Annotated in this window: 7 protein-coding genes; all 7 read left to right on the top strand. The window is 26.4% G+C overall.

Translation table 4 applies throughout. The features are described 5' to 3' along the window. Positions 1–190: 190 nt before the first annotated feature. The 7 genes from EXC33_RS01595 (at position 191) to EXC33_RS01565 (ending at position 21,470) form a co-directional block, all read left to right on the top strand. Positions 191–1,396 carry an arginine deiminase family protein gene (locus EXC33_RS01595; RefSeq protein WP_082065492.1) on the top strand — a complete coding sequence of 402 codons (1,206 nt, stop codon included), beginning with the start codon at positions 191–193 and terminating at the stop codon, positions 1,394–1,396. Positions 1,397–1,484: 88 nt separating this feature from the next. Further along, on the top strand, positions 1,485–2,528 hold the full coding sequence (argF, locus tag EXC33_RS01590) for an ornithine carbamoyltransferase (protein ID WP_046096885.1): 1,044 nt from the start codon (positions 1,485–1,487) through the stop codon (positions 2,526–2,528). Positions 2,529–2,530: 2 nt separating this feature from the next. Further along, positions 2,531–3,466 carry a carbamate kinase gene (gene arcC, locus EXC33_RS01585; protein WP_046096884.1) on the top strand — a complete coding sequence of 312 codons (936 nt, stop codon included), beginning with the start codon at positions 2,531–2,533 and terminating at the stop codon, positions 3,464–3,466. 81 nt (positions 3,467–3,547) lie between these two features. Then, entirely contained in the window at positions 3,548–5,281 is a 1,734-nt protein-coding gene (locus EXC33_RS01580; RefSeq protein WP_046096883.1) for an APC family permease, read from the top strand. A 386-nt stretch (positions 5,282–5,667) separates the two neighbouring features. Continuing rightward, a complete protein-coding gene (locus EXC33_RS01575; protein WP_046096882.1) occupies positions 5,668–7,986 on the top strand; it encodes a hypothetical protein in 2,319 nt (772 codons plus the stop codon). Then, the gene (locus tag EXC33_RS01570) at positions 7,952–18,766 is read left to right on the top strand and encodes a Smc domain-containing protein (protein WP_046096881.1); all 10,815 of its coding nucleotides are present in this window, start codon (positions 7,952–7,954) and stop codon (positions 18,764–18,766) included. The genes EXC33_RS01575 and EXC33_RS01570 overlap by 35 nt, the downstream gene beginning before the upstream one ends. A gap of 520 nt (positions 18,767–19,286) precedes the next feature. Beyond that, positions 19,287–21,470: a hypothetical protein gene (locus EXC33_RS01565; RefSeq protein WP_046096880.1), complete on the top strand. Its 2,184-nt coding sequence runs from the start codon at positions 19,287–19,289 to the stop codon at positions 21,468–21,470. Positions 21,471–21,491 lie beyond the last annotated feature (21 nt).

Genomic DNA, 21,491 nt, shown 5'->3' with positions numbered 1-21,491 from the left:
AATTTTAATGTTCGTTTTTTTATCATTTTTAATTTTAAAGTATAAAAAGTATTTATTTTTTTCATTTTCTACTTTAAGCAATTTCTTTGTAAATAAACAAAATATGCCAAGTAATATAATTAGTATGCTTAATTAATTGTTGAGCATTATTTTTATTTTTTATATTAATTCTTATATTTTAAGGAGTATTGTGAGTAAAATTAACGTTTATAGCGAAATAGGTGTATTAAAAGAAGTTTTAGTACACACACCAGGCGATGAAATAAGACGAATTAGCCCAAGTCGCCTTGATGAATTATTATTTTCAGCTATTTTGCAACCAGAACAAGCCATTAAAGAACACCAAAGTTTTGTAAAAATTTTACAAGATCGTGGAATTAAAGTTATTCAACTTTCTGATTTAGTAGCAGAAACATATGTTAAATATGCTACTAGTAAAGAAAAAGAAAGCTTCATTGAAAAATGATTAGATGAAGCTACTCCAGCTTTAAATAGTGAAAATAGAGCAAGAGTTAAAAACTATATAACTGCTATGCAAGGACAACCTGTAAAAATGGTTAGAGCAATGATGGCAGGAGTAAGCAAACAAGAATTAAACATTGAATCTGATGTTGAATTAATTGTTGATCCAATGCCAAATTTATATTTTACACGTGATCCATTTGCATCAGCAGGTAATGGTATTTCACTTAACAATATGAAATATGTTGTTAGAAAAAGAGAAACAATTTTTGCTGAATTTATTTTTTCAATTCACCCAGAATACAAACAAACACCTCACTGATTTGATCGTTTAGATAAAGGTAATATTGAGGGAGGTGATGTATTTATTTACAACAAGGACACATTAGTAATTGGTGTTAGCGAAAGAACAAATAAAGAAGCAATTTTAACTATCGCTGAACACATTAAAAATAACAAAGAAGCTAAATTTAAAAAAATTGTTGCTATTAACGTGCCACCAATGCCAAATTTAATGCACTTGGATACATGATTGACTATGGTAGATAAGAATAAATTCTTATATTCACCAAATATGCTTTCAGTTTTAAAAATCTGAGAAATTGATTTATCTAAAGAAATTAAAATGGTAGAAACTTCAAAACCATTAGCAGATGTATTAGAAAGTATTATTGGTGAAAAGCCAATTCTAATTCCAATAGCTGGCGAAAATGCTTCACAATTAGATATCGATATTGAAACACATTTTGACGGAACAAACTATTTAACAATTGCACCAGGTGTAGTAGTTGGTTATTCTAGAAATGTCAAAACAGAAGCTGCTTTAAAAGCTGCTGGTGTAACGGTATATTCATTTGATGGAAACCAATTATCATTAGGTATGGGTTCAGGAAGATGTATGTCTATGCCTTTAGTAAGAGAAGATGTCAAATAATATGGGGATTACTATATTGAGTAATCATTTCAATAATTAATAATATAATTGATAGTAATTTACATAATAAAATTAAGGAGAAAATAAAATGCCAATTAATTTGTTAGGTCGTAGTTTAGATTCAGCATTGAATTTTACTACAGACGAAATTAATTATGTTTTAGATCTAGCATTAGATTTAAAAAGAACTAAGGCACAAGGGTTACACGTTGCTTCACGTCCTTTAGTTGGAAAAAATATTGTGATTTTATTCCAAAAAGATTCAACTAGAACGCGTTGTGCATTCGAAGTAGCTGCCGCTGATTTAGGAGCTTCATGTACTTATATTGGTCCATCAGGTTCAAATTTCGGTAAGAAAGAATCAATCGAAGATACAGCTGCTGTTTTAGGCCAAATGTATGACGGTATTGAATTTAGAGGCTTTAAACAAAGTGATGTAGATGCATTAGTAAAATATTCAGGCGTACCAGTTTGAAATGGTTTAACAGACGCGGAACATCCAACACAAATGTTTGCTGATTATATGACCATTAAAGAATTCAAGGGTGATTTAAAAGGTAGAAAAATTGTTTTTGCTGGTGATATTAAAAATAATGTTGCTCGTTCATTACTAATTGGTGCAGCCTTTTTTGGAATGAATATTACCTTATGTGGTCCTAGAGCGCAATGAGACATTGTTAAAAATGGTCCAGAACACAAAGAAGTTTTTGATGCTGTTCAAAAATTATTTGCTCGTAATGGTGGTTCAGTAGAATTTTCAGATGATAAAATAGCAGCAGCTAAAAATGCTGATGCAATTTATACCGATGTTTGAGTTTCATTAGGTGAACCATTTGAATTATTCGAACAACGTATTCAAGAATTAGGTGCTTTCCAAGTGGATATGGCAATGATAAAAGCAGCTAAGGAAGATGTTATTTTCCTTCACTGTTTACCTGCCTTCCACGATGATCACACTTTATTTTCAAAAGAAATCAAAGAAACTTTAGGTAAAAAATATCCAGTAGTTGCAACTGGTGCAATGGAAGTTACTGACGAAGTATTCCAATCAAAATATAATAAATCAATTCAACAAGCTGGAAATCGTATGCATACAATTAAAGCTATTATTTTAGCTACTTTGGGATATTAATTATGTCAAAAATTGTTATTGCATTAGGCGGGAACGCTTTAGGTAATAATCCTGTTGAACAAAAAGAATTAGTACAAATTCCAGCTCAAAAAGTTGCACAATTAGTTAAAGAAGGTCACCAGGTTTTAGTAGGTCATGGTAATGGTCCACAAGTAGGTATGATCTTTAATGCTTTTGCTGATGCTAAAAAAGTAAATGAAAAAACACCTTTAATGCCTTTTGCAGAAGCAGGCGGTATGAGTCAAGGATATATTGGATATCACATGGTTACTGCCATTTCTAATGAATTAGCAAAAAATAACATTAAAAATTGTGATGTACTTTACTTTTTAACGCAAACTATTGTTGATAAAAATGATGATGCTTTTAAAAATCCAACTAAACCAGTAGGACCTTTCTATGAAACGAAAGAAGAAGCAGAAATTAATAATCCTAATTCAACTATTATCGAAGATGCAGGAAGAGGATATAGAAAAGTTGTTCCTTCGCCAAAACCATTAGATTTTGTAGGTATAGAAAGTATTAAAAAAGCTTTTTTTGCTAACAATGTTGTTATAGCAGGTGGCGGAGGAGGAATTCCTACTATTAATGAAAAAGGGCAATTACATGGAGTAGATGGTGTTATTGATAAAGATTTTGCTTTAGCTAAATTAGCTTCAAAAGTAGAAGCCAACTATTTCATTATTCTTACTGCAGTAGAACATGTTTATGTAAATTACAATAAACCAGATCAAAAGAAATTAGAAACAGTTACAGTTAGTGAATTAGAACAATACATTCAACAAAATCAATTCGCTCCAGGAAGTATGCTTCCTAAAGTACAAGCTGCTATTAACTTTGTAAAAGAGAATAAAAACAATGTTGCTATTATTGCTTTACTTGATAAAGTAAGTGACGCAATAAATGGTAAATCAGGTACAAGAGTTATTAATGGCTAGTAATATTAGAATATTGGCTTATTTTATATTAAGAAAACACTAGTATTGGACTATGTATTTTAAAAATTGATAAGGAGAGAAATGAATAATTCTCAGGAAACTAAGTTTGTGCCTGAAAAACCTGCTGCTAAAAAAATTTCTTTCTTTTCTGCCATGCTTATTGTTCTTGGTAGTTCAATTGGTGCAGGTATTTTCTTTAAATCAGGTTCAGTTTTATCCAACTCGCAATCTTCGTTAGTGCTTGCAGTTTTTTCATGAATAATCGCTTCTTTTGCCGTTATTGCCATGGGACTTTCATTAATTGAAATTGCAAGTGTTAGAAATGATAATTTATCTTTAATAAGTTGAACAAAAATTTTTAATGGTAAAGTAATTTACAACGCAACAAAAAACTTTATGGTTTATGTTTATTTACCATTAACTTACTTCTTTATGCCTCTTTATGTGATTTTATCACTACAAGATGGAATAGGTTCTTTAATTGGCCAAGATGCTGCCACATTTGGCACGAATGTAGATTGGTTAATTTGAACAGTTATTTCTTTAGTTATGTCAGTATATTTTTTAACAATACCAGCTCTTTGAAGCCATGTTGGAAATATACAAAATAAAATTATTACTTATGTAAAATTTATTCCTCTAGTATTAGTTACTATTTTAGGTTATGTTCTTAAAGGAACAGGTGCTTCTGATTATGCTATTAGTGCAACTGTACAATTAGATACTGCAGCAACAATAGAAACAGGTTCTACTTTTAGCCAAATCTATGGTGCTGGAGCAGGTTTAGGATTATTTTTAGCAATTGCTGCAATTTTCTTCGCATATGATGGCTTTTATGTAGCAGCTGGTATTTCTTCAGAAATGAAAGAACCTAAAAGAACTCCTTTAGCTCTTTTCCTTGGTTTAGGAATTACTACTATTATTTACTTAGTTATTGCAATTTCAATGTCAATTAATGGTGGTTCTTTCTACGGTATGAAAGATGCAATGGTAACTCTCTTTGGCGGCGCTAATAACGCTTCAGCTGCTAAAGCTGCCGCAATAGTTTTTGGAGTTATTAACCTAGCTATTGCCATAGGTGTTATGGGTATAATTAATGGTTTTTCAATGTGAGCTCCTCGTTATGTAGAAGATTTAATAGCTCAAGGAGAATTACCATATTGAGAAAAATATTTCAAGAAATTAAATCCTAATTTCCCTATTGTAGGAGTAATTTATTCACTAGTAATAACTATTCCTACTGTTATTGTCTTTACTTTAATAGGAGCATTAGCTTATACTCCTTCAGATGATTATTCAATTTATTCATTAGATGCTGCTTTGTCAATGTCTAGACTTTATCACTTTGCCGATTTAATGGCTAATTGAACTGCGCTATTTACTTTTGCTTTTATTGGCTGTGCAGTTTTTGGTGCTCTTAAGAATAAATCATCAAACAAAATTACTATTAACCAAAGTGTACCATTCTTTAAATTCTGAGCTTGAGCAGCGGTTAGTTTAATTTCTATTTCCTTACTAATTACTGTCTTAGTTCCTTTTGTTGATTTAATTCTTTTAGCGGCATTTAATCAACAAGCTTATGCTACTAAATTAATGAATGCAAATAGTGCTTTAACTTTAGAAAGTGCCAAAGAACAAACTCACACATTTTTAACTGACCAAATTGTTGGTAGAGTAATGTTAGTAGTTGTTTTAATTCTTTTTATCGTTTTAGCTTTTGTACCGGGCATTATTCAAGATTTAATCAACAAGAAAAAACACGGTAGCATTGAAAAATTTGAAGAATATAGAGAAAGTATTTTAGCTACTGCTTAAAACCAAAACAAAATAAAAGAAAGAGTTAAATCTTTCTTTTATTTTGTTTTTTATTATAATTATCAAGTTATTGCGCTTATTGATTTTTGTATTTGTTTAAAAAATTAAAACATTTTTAAACGTTTAAAATAGATATCAATAAGCAATTCAAAAGTACAATTACAAATCAAAAAACTTGATTTAAAAGGTATTTTTATATGTTTTAAATGTTTTAAAAACATAAAATCGAACATTTTTATTATGCAAAAAAATTAATATTTGCCTATTTATATATATATATATATATATATGTATACGTATATAATATTAAAAAAAATTTAAGGATTCAGATATTAATTTAAATTTAATATATTAAATAGTCCAATTACTTTATTCGAGGAGGGTCTATGGTTAATAAAAAAATTAAAGTTAATAGGAATTTAGCTGCACTTTCTTCTGCTGCAGCAATTTCGTCTGCTTTTTTAACTTTGTCTGCATTTTACACTGATTCGAATTATCAAAAAAAATATGATCAAAGAGTAGATGATGCTGTTTATTTTGTTGCTGATGATAAGTACTATGCTTATAAAAATCAAAGAGATACTCAACCTACAAATAATGCAACTTGAAAATCCGAATATGCTTATAGATATTATGAAAGTAATAAAAAAGGAAATTTTTACAATAACCAAGCTAACGAAAATGTATACTACAACAAGAGAATATCTCAAAAAGTTAAATTCGCAACCCCTACTGAAGGATATACGAATAGAAATGAAATAAATCCTTTACAATCATGAAAACTTTCTAATCCTATTAGTCCACAAAAGTATAGAGTAATTTTTAATGACGATCCTGCTATGTCTAGTAACGAACACAATTATTACGGTTCTTCTCCTATGGCAGGAGGTATTTATCTTTCTAAGGATTTAAGGTTATGAGGAGAAGTAAAAGTTAATCTTTACAAAAGAACTGGGAATGGTGTTAAAGATTACCAAAAAATTCAAACAAAAACCTATAATCTTTCAACAGGAGATGAAAAAGAGAAAAATAGTTTTCTTAATGAACAATATAATATAGATACTACTAATAAATATTTTGATTACAATAATGGGACCGAGTTTCAAAAATATAATCACTACCAAGATTACACAAATAATGGAAGACATATTACGTTAAATGGTAAATCAGAAAAAGTTTTTCTTAATAATGTAAATTATGTAACTAATTTTGCTGTCGATACTAAAAAAAGTACTGATCAAGGGTATGATATCGCAAATACTTTGATTCATTCTTCTTACAATATAAACACTCCTAGTTCATGAGATATTAAGGATAGAAGCAGACAATTTTATTTGTATAAAGTTAGAGGACATTCTAATCCAAATCCATATGGACTTTATCAAAAGCCTCTTACTCAATACATAGATTCTTTTTTTCCAAACCAAAAAAACAATGTTAAAGATAAAAATAATGTAGAAAATAAAACAGATGCTTTCAATTATCTATACAAGGATATTGGTACTTTACTTTCTTTTGATGTAAATGCAGTTGATTATAGTCAAAGGTATTTTGTTGAAGTTATATTTAATGTTATTCCTAATACTTTATTCAATCTTCCTGATAATAAAGGAACTGATTATAGTTCGAGCGGGCAAAGTTTTATTGGCGCAGCAATGTTTCAAGGAGCATGAGATTATAATGCACATAGTGTTTACAAAGGTTATTTACAAGCAGGTGTTATATATCATACCGTTAGAAAAGAGAGCAAGAATCTTAAACTAATTACTAGAGAAGCTATTGATCAAAAAGATATTACTAATAGAAATGAAGTTGTTCCTAATTTAGAAATTGAAGTTTATGATAAAAGTAATAATCAGGTTATTTACACTATCAAAAAGACTGATAGCAAATATAATTCTTGAAAAAATGGTAAAACTAGTTCAAACAGTTATATAACAAAAAACGTAGCTGTTACAACAAAAAACGTAGCTGATCCTAAAACTAAAAAATCATGGAATTATGATAATTTAGCTTTTAGAGTCAAATATTCTAATGGTACTAAAGATGAAGATAAAAAGTATGCTGTTAGTCCTTCTGCCAAAATTGTAGATATAAGTTCCGATCCTAATTTAAGACCATATTATGATTCAAGTAAAAATTGAAAATATGCAAAAATTTATTGAATATATTCTGATTTATATAAATATAACGAACACTTAAAAACTTTAACCTGATTGACAAAGGGACAAAAAGATGCATTAATTGCGGATTTTAAAAATCATTTAGATTTAACTACCATGCTGTTAAAAAATGGGCAAAGTTTTAACACCTTCAAATCTAAGGCAACTCAAATCAATAATTTGCAAAAAGATGTTGAACAAAGATATAACTCTTTGATTGATTCTTTCAATACAAACAAACAATATGATAAAGAACTAACTTGAATAAATGATAAGGATAATTTACTTTTTGCCACATCAGGAAGTCCAGAAAAACTTAGAATACTAACAGATCTAAATGTATATTTTGATAGTTTATATAATGAATCAGAATACACTAAAAAAAATCAAGGCACTGCTGTAGTCAAAAAAAGGGAGACAAATACCAATTGAAAAACTATCGATGTCAATTCTTTAACAACGCTGAAAAATGGCTTAGATGCAGATATAAAGAATGTTCCAAAAATGGATGGAGCTAAAAAAAATAAAGGAATTTATTTCTAAAATAGATAGTTTCGCTCTAAGTGGTAAAACAAATGCCTATAATAATAAAAAAGCCAAAGATTTTGTTAAAGAAAGTGTTAAAGCTTTATCTGATGATTTTAATGTGCCTCTCAATGTTTTCTTTAAAAAATACGGAACTAATACGACAAGTCTAACTGATTCTACTAATAATAAGATAAATAAATTATTGAAAGATATTGAAGAGAAGAATAAAACATATGACAAATTAAAAAAATTTAATAATGATTTTTCTAAGTATAAAAATACTTTGTATTTTTCAGGTTCTGATAGTTTAACTGATGATAAATACTTACAAGTCGTAAAGTATCAGAAAGATTTCAAACAGTTAGAAAATTTATTTACTAATACTATTAAGTCTTTTGAGGGAAAATATACTGGAAGCGATGATAGCAAAAATTATTTCGCTAATTTAGGTTCATTACAAAATCCTTTGCCTCCTCTTGAGTATAAGTATGATAATAAAACTTCTTTACCGATTAAAGATATTAGCGATTTTATGGAATTAATTATTTTTACCTTTGATGGTATTTTCGGAAATGGTGGTCTTTTAGTAAAGAAAATCAATGCTTATAGAGACGATTTATTATCAAGTCAGGAAAAAAATAAATTTGCTAATAGCGATTATTATGTACAAGGAATTGATAATCAGCCTAAAACTACAGTTAATTACTTTAGAGGATTAAGGGTAAATGGACATAATTATTACACTACTAACAATAGCGGAGTTTCTACCAGAGAATACAATAATCTAAATTATGATAAAAGTAAAAATACTATAACTTTAAATTCAAACGCTAATAAATATCTTTGAGAAGCTACTAAAGCCATTTACAAACAGGCCGCAGATAACGGTAAAAAAATTATTGATTCTCTAACAAATTTACCAGCGAGTTTAAAAACTCAATATAAGAATTTAATTGATAGAGAAGTAGAAAAAGTTAATAAAACAAATGTTGATTTTTCAAATGTAAATGATTTCAATAATAAAATTCCAAATGATACCAGTCTTAAAACACATGTTGATCATGCAAAAGAATTGGATAGTAGACAAAAAGAATTAGATAAAAAAGCTGAAGATTATGCTAAAAATGCAGAAAATTTTTATTATCCAGATAGTGCTAACACAAATGCAGAAAAAGCTAATGTCAATAATTTTCAATTTAAAAATGTTCCTTCTCTTACAAGTGTTTCATCTAAATCTATAACAGATATACATAAAGCATCGAATGGAATGAGAGGTTCTTTAAAAATAAAATTTACCTTAAAAGATAACAATACTTTATATGGTTATAATTTAACGAGTAAAGAAGTTACTTCTGTAAGCTTAAATAATTTTGCTGGAGATTACGAATTTGCTAAAAAACAATTTTTATCAAAAATTCCTTATGTTTGAGTTGGATATTCAGATAAACATGATCATTTCACATCTGATTCAAAATTAGTTGATGTTAATAAAGTTACTTTTTCATTCTATGAAGGCGGTAATTTAAGTAATAAAAAAAGTTTAGATGATAAAAACGTTAATTTAAAAGTAACAGATATTAAATTTGCAAAAGTTACACCTGAAGATATTAAAAATGGTGTCTTGCCTGTATCGTACAAAATTGTTGATAAAAATGATTCTACTATTTTCTCTACAGTTAATGCTGATACACTAAGAAAAACATATAAAACTGATGCTGAAAATAATAAAATTTTTATTAGAAAATTTCAAACTGAACAAGATCGTATCAATAGTTTAATAAACGTTATTGGTGCGGATTACACTAATAAAAGTAATATTTTACCTTCTGAAGCTAAAAACAATAGTTCTCTTCTTAAATTTACTAATTTAACTGATGCAAAAATATTGGAAAGTACTTCTCCTTTATCGTTTTCTAACGTAGATGATAATAAAGGAAGTTTAAATATCACCTTTAAAATTTATTCTTCAAAAAATTCCTTGAATGATATAGTTTCTAGTACATCAAAAACCATTAGTATCACAGGATTTTTAACAATTTTACAAAAACAAAAAAACGATATTGCTAAAAAAGTAGATTCTTTAACATCCTTAAGCGAAAAAACTAGAAATCAATATAAAGAACAAATTAAAAGCGCTAAAGATTTAGATACAGCAAATGGTATTTTCGCAAAAGCTGAATTTGATGATAAAAGAGAAGATACCAAGAATAAAGTAAACAGTTTATCTTATTTATCAAAAGTAGAAAAAGAAAAATTAAACAAAGAAATCGATTTTATCAACAAGGAATCAGATTTAAAATCCAAGTTGGAAGAAGCCAGAATAAGCGATTATGTTGAAGCAGTTGATCAAGTATATTCTTCTCTTAATCCAAAGCAAAAAAATGATCTAAAAACAAATATTAAAAAGCAAAGCACTTCGTCACAAGCTAAACAAATATTTGATAAAACTAAACCTCTTAATGATAGGATGAAAACATTAAGAGATAAACTTGCTGATACTAGTTTAGAAAATCTTAAGAATAATGCCGGTTATAAAAATGCAACGGAAGAAAGTAAGAATAAATTTGATACCACTTTATCTAAGATTATTAATTTGTTTAATTCAAACACCGATAATTTGGAATCAGGTTCTAATTCTTTAGATAATTTATTCGGAAAAGATAATAATGGCGGTGAATTCCAAAATAGCTTATTACAATTAAATGGTTTTGTAGTTGATTTTATTAAAAAATATGTTGATGCAGAAAAATCAGGGAAAAATGATTTTTTAACTGAAAATGAAAAACAAAGTGTTAAAAATCGCTTACTAAGCAAAGATTTAACCTCTTACAGTAATTTAGAAGCTAACAAACGTAATTTATCTATAATCAAAGATCTTACAAAAGAATTAGATGATAATACAAATAACACAATGGCTTATTTGAATAAACAAAAATCTAACGCTTATAATGAATTTAAAACTAAATATTCTAACTTGAATAATAGTCAAAGTACTTCATATCTAAATTTATTCAAAAAAACAGATTATAAAGATTTTGATACTAAAATAAATAATCCTGCTAATAAGTTAAATGACAAAATGAAGGAATTGCATGATTATGTACAAAAAATTTATAGTGAATTAACAAAGCAAGTAGTAATTAATTTTGATCCTAACAGTAATAATAGTAATTTTTCTTCAACAAAATGGAATTTAAGCACTAAAGAAGCACAAGATAATTTCAAAAATGCTTATGATTTAGTAATAAAGGATTTCTTGAATTCAACTACCGGTTTGAACAAGAATGAGAATGAAATTGACTCTGCTAAAAATAACCTTGAAAATCTTTATAGTAAACTTACTGGCGACCAAGTATCTAATGATATTGATAAAAAAATAGACAGCCTTAATAATTTGACAAATGATCAAAGAACGCAATTAAAGAAAATTGTTGCTAATTCTAAAAATGCGAACGAAGCTAACAGTATATTCGACACTGCCAAAAAATTGAATGATAATATTAAGAAGTTAAAAGATGCTAAAAATGTTGCCGAAAGTCAAAAGTTAAAAGATAATTATAAATCTAAACCAGAAGATAAGAAAAAACAACATGAACAAGCATTAAATGAAACATTAAGCATCATTACTAATTTTGAGAAAGATAATTTATCTAATAAAAATTTAAATGATCTTAATGGAGAAAATACTAAACTAGAAAAAGAAATAAATAAAATTTTAGAAGCAATTAATTTATTAAATGATCCTAAAGATGTTGCTATAGATAGAATTAAGCAATTTAATGATTTATTGTTATTACCCGCATCTAAACAAAAATACAATGATGAAATTCAAAAAGTAATTGACAGTGATCAAAAAACTTTACAAAATAAACTTAATGAAATTTTAAATAAAGCTTATGACGAAGCTAAAACTAAAGCTTTAGACAAGCTAACTAAAGAAAACACTCTAGTTTCTCATCATGATTTAGAAGAATTTAAAAAGACTATCAATTCTTCTAGTCTTAATACTGATTTATCTAAAAACCCTGATCAAACTTTACTTGATACTTTAGCTAGTGCAAAAGAAGTTAACGATAAAACTAAAGAAATTTTAGATTTTGTTGATAAATTACAAAATATCAATAACAACCAAAAAAATAGTCTAAAAGAATCAATAACTAATGCTAATAGTGATCAATTAGATGATTTGAAAAACAAAGCTAATGAAGCTAATAATCAAATGCTTAATTTGATGAATAATGTTTTAGATAAATTAAAGAGATTGACGGGCAAAAACAATATAACTGATGTTAAAGATCAAAGTGAAAAAAGTTTAACTAATTATAAATTTGCTGACGATACTACTAGAAATAAATTAGATGAAACATTAAAGAAAGCAATAGATTTATTAGATAAACAAAATGGTGATAAAAATTATGAAACTTCTACTATTCAAGCAGTAAGTAGTAATTTAAATAATAGTTTTGATTTACTTAATGGTGACAATAATTTAAAACTTTTAAAAGATCAAATTGACAAATTAGACAAGTTAAGTTCTGATCAAAAACAAGCTTTAAATGATCATATAAGTAAATTAGGTAATAAACAAGAAGCGACCGATTATGCTAATAAGGTAAGTGACTTAAATAGCAAAGTTAACTATTTAGAATCAATTATCAATAGGAGTAACATTACAAAAACTACTCAAGTTTATACTAATTCTAACAAGCAAAGCAAGGAAGCTTTTGATAAAGCTCTAGAAGCAGCTAACAAAATAAAAGACTCTTTTGCTTCAGTTTCTCTTAGCGATAAATCAATAGATGATTTAAATAATCAAATAACTAACTTAGATGAAGCAATAAATAATCTTAATAATGCTTCGCAAAATCTTGACGGTGTTAAAGAAGAATTTAAAAACAAAATTAAAAACGATTTTACTTTACTAACTGATGAAGATAAAGCTAAAATTATTGACATAATTAACCAAGTTCCTGATGAACAATTTGACGATGTTAAAAAAGAGGAAATTCTCAATAGTGCTTTTGAACTAGCTAAAGATAATGCTAAAGATCAAATTAGCAAAATGTATCTTTCTGATAGTGAAAAACAAACTTTAACCGAAGAAATCAATAATGCAACTATTGATAAAGATTCAGGTGAAAAAATTGATAAGAATTTACAAATAATTGTTGATAAAGGACAAATTTCTTCAGTTGGTAAGGAAAAAAGTGCTAACGAAATTAAAGGGTTAAATAATTTGAATGACAGTCAGAAAAATGCTTTAATTGATAAATTAGCAAATAGTTCTTCAGATCAAGCTAACGAAATTCTTAATGAAGCTAAAGCTCTTGATAGTGCAATGGCAGAATTAGTAAGAGTTACTAACGAAGAATATAAAGAATTAGCATATAAAGATTTAGATGTAAATAATTTTGATAAAAGCGAATTGACTAACAAGAAATATTTATTAAGTGATACTGACAAAAAAGATAGTTATGATTCAAGTTTAATGGATGTAGTTAATAATTATCTTGATAAAAATTCTGGTCAAAACAAAACTTTAGAAAATATTAACCAAGTTAAAGAAGCGCTTGAAAATAGTTTTAGTCAATTAAATGGTGAAAATAATTTAGTTCAACTAAAGAATAAAATTGATAATTTAAATAATCTTGCACCAAAAACAAAAGAAGATTTTAAAAACAATTTATCTAATGTTAATACACCTATAAATAGCCTAGATACTGCAAATAGATTTATTGATTCAGCTACAAAATTGAACGATGAACTAGCAAAAGTTAATAGTTTAATTAATGACGAAAACAACGTTAAAAATAGTGATAATTATTTATCAAACGAAGTTGATAAAAAAGCTGCTTATGATCAAGCAATTAAAATTCTTAAGCAATATAAGGATAATTTAACTATTAGCGATTTATCAAGTGCTAGTTCAGCAGATATTGATAGAATCACTAAGGAATTAGGCCAAAGATCTAATGATGTAGAAAAAGCTGTTAAAAACCTTATAACTATTGAAGAAGCTGCTAAAAATACTATTGATAATTTTGACAATTTAACTGACGAACAAAAGAATAATTTGAAAAAAGAAATCGATAGTTTACCAAAACAAAAAGATAAAACCGAAGTAAATAGAATTATTGAAAAAGGTTTTGCTAGCGCTAAAGAAAATGCTAAAAATGAAATAAATACTTTAGATAATTTAACTAGCGAACAAAAAGACACTTACAAAGATTTAATTGATTCAACAAAATTAAATCCTGCAGAAGATGCTATTCCTGATAGTCAAATTAGTGAAGTTCTAGATGCTGCTAAAGCAGGATTAACTTTAGAAGAAAAAGCTAAAAGAGATATTGACAAATTAGAATATCTTAACGATGCTCAAAAAGCAAGTCTAAAATCACAAATTCAAGACAATGTTTTAGATCATATCGACTTAGTACTAGATAAAGCTAAAAAACTTAATCAAGCTATGAAAGATCTTAAAGATGAGGCAACTGAAGAAGTTAAATACTTAACTAAAAATCCTAGTGCTTCATACGATTCAAAAGACGCAAAAATTGATGTCAAATATCTTGCTACTTCAAATAAAAATAAATCAGCTTACGATAAGAGTTTAACTAATGCAATTCAAGCGTTAGATAAAACTAATGGTGCTAATTTAACTTTAGATGAAGTTAATTCACTAAAAGAAAAATTAATTACTGCTTACAATAATTTAGATGGTTTAAAAGTTGATCCTAACAAACAAAAAATTAACAACACTAATTTAACTAACGAACAAAAAGATCAATTTAACGATAGACTCGATAAATTAACTACTCAAGAAGAAAAAAATAACTTAATTAATAAAGCTAAAGAATTAAGTGATGCTAAGAACAAGTTAATTGCAACAATTCAAAAAGCTGAAGAAACTAAGTTAAAAGACATTTATATCTACGATCACTTTAACAAAAACAACTTTGATAAAAATTTAGAACTAGCTAAAAAACAATTAGAAATTTTAAATCAACCTCTAACTTCTTTAGATGATGCTAACTTAGATAAAATTACTAACGATGTTCTTAATAGAGTTGATAATTTAGAAGATAGCATTAATAATTTAGACGGTTTAAGAGATAAATTAAAAGATTTAGTTGATAATTCTTCTTCTTTAAGTGCAAAACAAAAGAATGAAATTAAAGATTTAATTAATAACTTGCCAAAAGAAACTACTGCTCAAAATGAAGAAAAAATTAGACAACAAATCTTTGATAAAGCTAAAGAATATGCTAATGTGGTTATTCAAAATAGTCCATATTTATCACAAGATGAAGTTAATAAATACAAAGAATTAGTAGAAAATGCTCCTATTTCTACAGATAAAGTAGTTGATAAGAATATAAATGATGCTTTACAAAAAGCTTTAGAAGCAAATAAAGTTAAAAAAGAAGCAATTGAAAATATCGATAGTAAAAACAATTTAAATGACAACCAAAAAGCTGTTCTTAAAAACGAAGTTATTTTCTCTGATTCTACTAATGCTAATTCAATAAGTCAAAAAGCTGATAGATTAGATAATTTGATGGCTAATTACAAAAATATTAAGGAAGTAGATAAAAATTCTCCTTTATATACTAATAGTTCTTCAAATGATCAAAAAGCTTATGATGATTTAATTACTTTAAGAAATAAAGACGTTGCAAAAAATGGTGCTAATTTAAATGAAGACGATTTAAATAAGAGAATTGAAAACTTAAATAGTGCTATTCAAAATTTAGGCAGAGAAGTTAATAATGCTAAAGAAAATGCTTCGCAAGCAATTGATAATTTAAATAATTTAACCACTGAACAAAAAGAAGCTGTTAAAGAAAAACTTGATGATTTAAGTAAAAAAGATGACATTAACAAACTAGTTCAAGACGCTACAAAATTAGATGATGAAATAGGTAAGTTAAAAGATTATGTAACTAATAGCGAAAAAATTAAAGAAACTAATAGTTACACAAAAAGTGATAATACAAAACAAAGTTCTTATGATCAAGCAATTGATGATGCTAAGAAAAAATTAGAAGAATTAGCGAAAAATCCTGAAGTTGATTCTAATAATAAGAAAATCTTTGATCTTAGCACTAATACTAATAAAGCCACAGAAGCTAATAAAAATGTTCATGATGCAATTAGTAAATTAGATGGTGATAATGAATTAAAAACTACTAAAGAAAATGCTATTAGTGAAATTAATAAATTAACTAACTTAAATACAAACCAAAAGAATCATTTAATTGCGCAAGTTGACAATAGTACAACTAAAGAAGAAATTAGTCAAATTTTAGAAGCAGCTAAAAAATTAGAAGAAACAGTTAAGAAAATTAACGATAGTTTAACTACTAATAAAGATAAAACTACTACTAATAACTACACAAGTGCTGATAAAGATAAACAAAATAATTTTGATAAAGCTCTTGATGATGCTAAAAATGTAGTTGATCAAACTAATGGCTCTGCTACTATTGACAATAATAAATTAGAAGAAATTCTCAACAATTTAAATAACGCTGCAAGCAATTTAAATGGCGATAGTAATTTAAGTAGTCTAAAAGCTGCAATTGATAGTGAATTAAACAATTTAAATTCTCTAAATGACAAACAAAAAGCAGATTATAAAACTAAATTAGAAGCTGCTAAAACAAAAGAAGAATTTAATAAGCTTTTAGATAGTGCTAAAGAACTTAATAATGCTATGGATAGTTTAGCTAAGACGCAAAAATTAATTAGTGATGAATTAAAAGCAGCTAATAATGATGCTTATAATTCAGCTACTAAAGAAAGCAAGGCTAAATATGACCAAGCAAATGAAAAAGTTAGTCAATTGTTAGATAAAACTAATGGCGCTAATTTAACTATAGAAAATGTTAATAAGTTAGAAAAAGATTTAATTGATGCTAGAAATGGTTTAGAAAAAGATACTAACTTAGGTATTTTAAAAGAACAACTAGCAGAAGAAATTGCTAATAATACAAAATTAACTAGTGAAGAAAAAACTAAGTTAAATGAAAAATTAGACAATATTGATCTGCCATTAACTCCTAGTGATGTAGATGATTTTAAACAAAATCTAACTGATTTAAAAACTCAAATTTCAACTATTGAAAATATTAAACAAACTACTTTAACTGAGGATGAAAAAGCTGATTTAATCGAAGATGTTTTAAAAACTAATGTTGATGATGATAAGAATACATTAAATAATAAAAACACTCTAAATAATTCTTTAACTAATATTAAAGAAAAAGAAAATTTATTTACCCATCTTAATAGCTTAGATAAAAATACTGTTAAAGATGATATTAAAGAACAATTAATTAATTCGGCTAAGAATTTAGATCCTACCGACAAAGGTTTTGATAAACATTTAGCTAACGAAAAAGCTAAAGAAGAAAAAGTTAAAGAAATTAGTAGCAATAATGATTTAACCAACAAGCAAAAAGATGATCTTATTAAACATGTTGTTAATTTAAATCCTCAAGATGATAACTTTACTAACAACATTAACACTAACACAAACAAGAAAATTGAAACTATTAAAGAAATTAATAGTAACAATAATTTAACACAAGATCAAAAAGACAAGTTAAGTTCAGAAACTGCTAAGTTAAATGATGATAATCTTGATCAAAGCCTTGAAAATATTAAAGATAAAGTTAGCTTAAGTGAACAAATTAATAATTTATATATTGATAGTAATTTCAAAGACAAGCTAAATAAAGAACTTGATAATATTGATGCTAATAGTGCTAATTCTAAAGAGCAATTAGCTAATTTAAAAACTAAACTTGACAAAATTAATAACGTTAATAACAGTAGTGATTTAACTAATGAACAAAAGAATGATTTAATTAATGACTTAAGTGATAATAGCGTTTTAGGTGATAAATTTGATCAAGTTGCAAATAATATTGTTGAAAAAGAAAGTCTCTACGAAGTAGTAAATCTTAATTCAACAATTGAAGATAAAGCTCGTTTAAACGAAGATATTAACAATTTAAATCCTCAAGATCCTGACTTTAGCAACTCTTTAGCTAATATTAAGAAAAAAATTGAATTATTAAACAAAGTAATAAATTCAAAATTACCTCAAAGTGTAAAAGAAAACTTACTTAATTCAATTAATGCTCTTAATCCAAGTTCTGAAAATTTTGCAAAACTTTTTGCTAACGAAGAAAGCAAAGTTAATTCAGCAATTGATTTATACGAAACTTTAGGTAAAGCTAATATTTCTAGTGATAGTTATAATGATTTAGTAAGAGAAATTAGTCAAATTTCTAATACTGATAGTGAAGCTATTAATAATTTCAAAGCTAAAGTAGAACAAGCTAAAGAAATTGTTGTGGATAATGATTTAACTACTCAACATAAGCTTAGTTTAATTAAAGACTTAGTAGATAATAAAGCTACTGATTTAGAAAACTTTAATACTAAGAAAAATAATTTAGATAATAAATTTAACATTATTAAATCGTTAATTGAATCAACTAAAAATCTAAAAGAAATTTTAGCTGACGAAACTAAAAAAGTAAGTGTTAAAGATAATTTAGAACAAAATATTGTTAATTCAGAAGAATTATTAAATAATTTTGGAAACAATTTGGATAATTTAGCTGCACAAGATAAAGTTAACCGTGATTTAATTAATGATATTAACAAAGGCAATAGTAATAGATATGTTTGAGATTTAGTTCTAACTTCATTATTAGCTTGCTTAACTTTAGGAATAATATTAGCCGTTCCTGCAATTAGAAAAAAAATTGCTAAAAAATAGTTGTTAAAAATTTAAAAAAGATATAAAATAATATTGCACGTTATGAAAACGTGCAATATTTTTCTAATAGATATTTATTTATAAACATTTTAATAATTTAAATTCTGTTTTTTAAAATTTTTAGTTTTATTCCTTTATTTGTATTTTTTTAAAATCATATTTCTATGTTTAAATTTGTTTAATTGGTAAGAAATTAGCTAATCTTTTTGGAAATGATTATAAGCTCGTTTTTACTCCTTTTATTTATCTTAAGCGGATAAATACTTACCAAAGTCTTTTAAAAAAGACTCTTTCTTTTCCTGATAATAATTAAAACACGCAAAAAACTTTCTTGCGTGTTTTTTCTCTTTTTAGTTATAAAAATAAAATATTCAAAAATTTAACTATAATAAAAGTGTAATTTTTAAAAAAATACAAAAAAATACAAATTTCTATATATATATATATATAGCATTGAATTAATTATTACAGGAAAAATAATTTTGACATAAAAATTTTTATGTCACATAAAAGGAATATTATGCAAAATAAAAAAATAGCAAAAACTTTAGTTTCCTTAGCTACTACAGCAGGAGCTGCTTCTGCATTTTTAGCGCTTTCTGCAAATTTTGAAGGTTCTACTAATAGTAATACCGGAGTTTATCAGTTGAATGATGACAAAAAATTTGACCAAGTTATTTATTATGTTGCTGATAATAAATACTACTCAGTAGAAAATAACAAGGAAATAAATAATAAAGTTTGAAATTCTGAATTTATTAAATTGCAAAATTTTAATAACGGTTTACATTTTGATTATATGGAAGCCAAAGCTCAGAAATTGTCTGACAAAATAAAATATATTGCTAGCAATGCTAATATTAATCAAAGAACAGAATTAACAAATCCTATTACTGATAAGTGATTTGATAACCCAATTAATAGAAAACCTTTGAGAGTAATATTCAATGATATAAATAAATTATCTAGCAAAGAAACAGGATTTTATAATGGATCATATCCTATCCAAGGGGCAATATATATTTCTAAAGACTTAAGATTTTACGGCCCTGTTACTGTAAGCATTTATACAAATGAAACTACTCCAAGATTAATAGATCAAAAAGTTTTAAACTTTACTCAAGATGATAATGGAAAAATAGGTAGTGGTTCTTATTTTATTTCTCCTTATAGAGATATTAATACTTATCAAGGAGCTAGTCAACACAATCAATGAGTTTATTTGAACAACGTAACTTATGTGCCTGCCTATAGTGATATGACCGGATATTATTTAATTGACAGTAATACTAAAGCACCAAATAGCAATTTAGTTGCAAATGGTATTACCGATTGAGGTTATAGAACATTTAAAAATAATCAAAATAGTTTTGAAGAAAGAAATGAAAGAGCACAAGCCGGAAAGTACGGAATAAAGTCTAAATATTTAAGTGATAAACAAAATGTCAATAATCCTTTCGTTAATTCTAGTGAAAAAGATAAAGATGTTAGATCTATTTTGAAAAAGAATATAGGTTCTGCTATTTTTTTCGATGTTAATACAGCCGAAAGTCACCCAGCAGAAACTAAATATTTTGTTGAAGTAAAATTTGAACTTACCTCAAATATAGGATTACAAAAATCTGTTGCTAATCAAAAAGATTATTCTTCTGCAGGACATTCGTTTGTTGGTTTAGGATTATTAAATGAAACTTTATACCATAATACTAAAAATGAAGCTTTAACTTCATCTAAAGTTTTTCATAGTTTAAGAAGAGAAAGTAAGAACTTATTACTTATTACAAAAGAACAAACTGCGCAAGCTTTAAAAAACGATAAAATTTCTATTCCTAGTTATGATATCGATGTTTATGATAAGCAAAGTCAAAAAGTACTTTATACAATTGCAAAAGATAAGAAAAAATTCAATCAATCTAAATCTTCTTGAACAACAAAAACGGCTGCTGTTTTAACCAACAATACAAATTTTGATTACCAAAATTTAGTCTTTAAACCTAAAGTTGCCGATAATAAAGATAAAAAATATACCATCAAAATGTCTAAATTATCGGCTAGCACAGATAAAGTTTTTACTGGGGAAAGAGGTTATTATTCATCAACTTTAGAATGAGATTATTCTGACTGATACAAATTCAATTCAGAATTAAATAAAACTCAATGATTAACTAAAGGCCAAAAAGATGCCTTATTAGAAGAATTTAAAAATAATTTAGATGCTGATGGCGTTCAGCTAAAAGAAAATAGTATTAAAAATATTGATACTTACATCAGGGAAATAAAAAATTTAGATATTACTCAACAAAGTTATGAAGATAGATATTTAGCTTTAATTAATTATTTAGAAACTAAAAATCCAAATAGTGAATTTAGTAATAAACAATTATTACTTTTATCATCAAAAAGTAATAAAACTGCTTTAGATACATTGAAACTATTAGATAGTAATTATGCTAATGCTTGGAATAAATCTAACTTGACTACTAAATATGACTCTTCTTCTGATAAACCAAAAGATAGAACACAAAATCAAGCTAACAAAATCATAGATTTAGGTAGTTTAAATAATGCAATATCTAATTTAAATACTATTCTAAGTGATTTGCAATCAAACAAACTTGATGGATTAAGCAACATCAACAATTTTTATGCTAAGTTAGATCAAAAAGAATTAACTAATCTTAGCAAACATACATATAATAATTAGCAAGTTAGAAAATTTGTTAAT

The organism is Mycoplasmopsis meleagridis (genome assembly GCF_900660695.1).
GTDB lineage: Bacteria > Bacillota_I > Bacilli_A > Mycoplasmatales > Metamycoplasmataceae > Mycoplasmopsis > Mycoplasmopsis meleagridis.
This window is presented reverse-complemented; position numbering and strand designations above follow the sequence as displayed.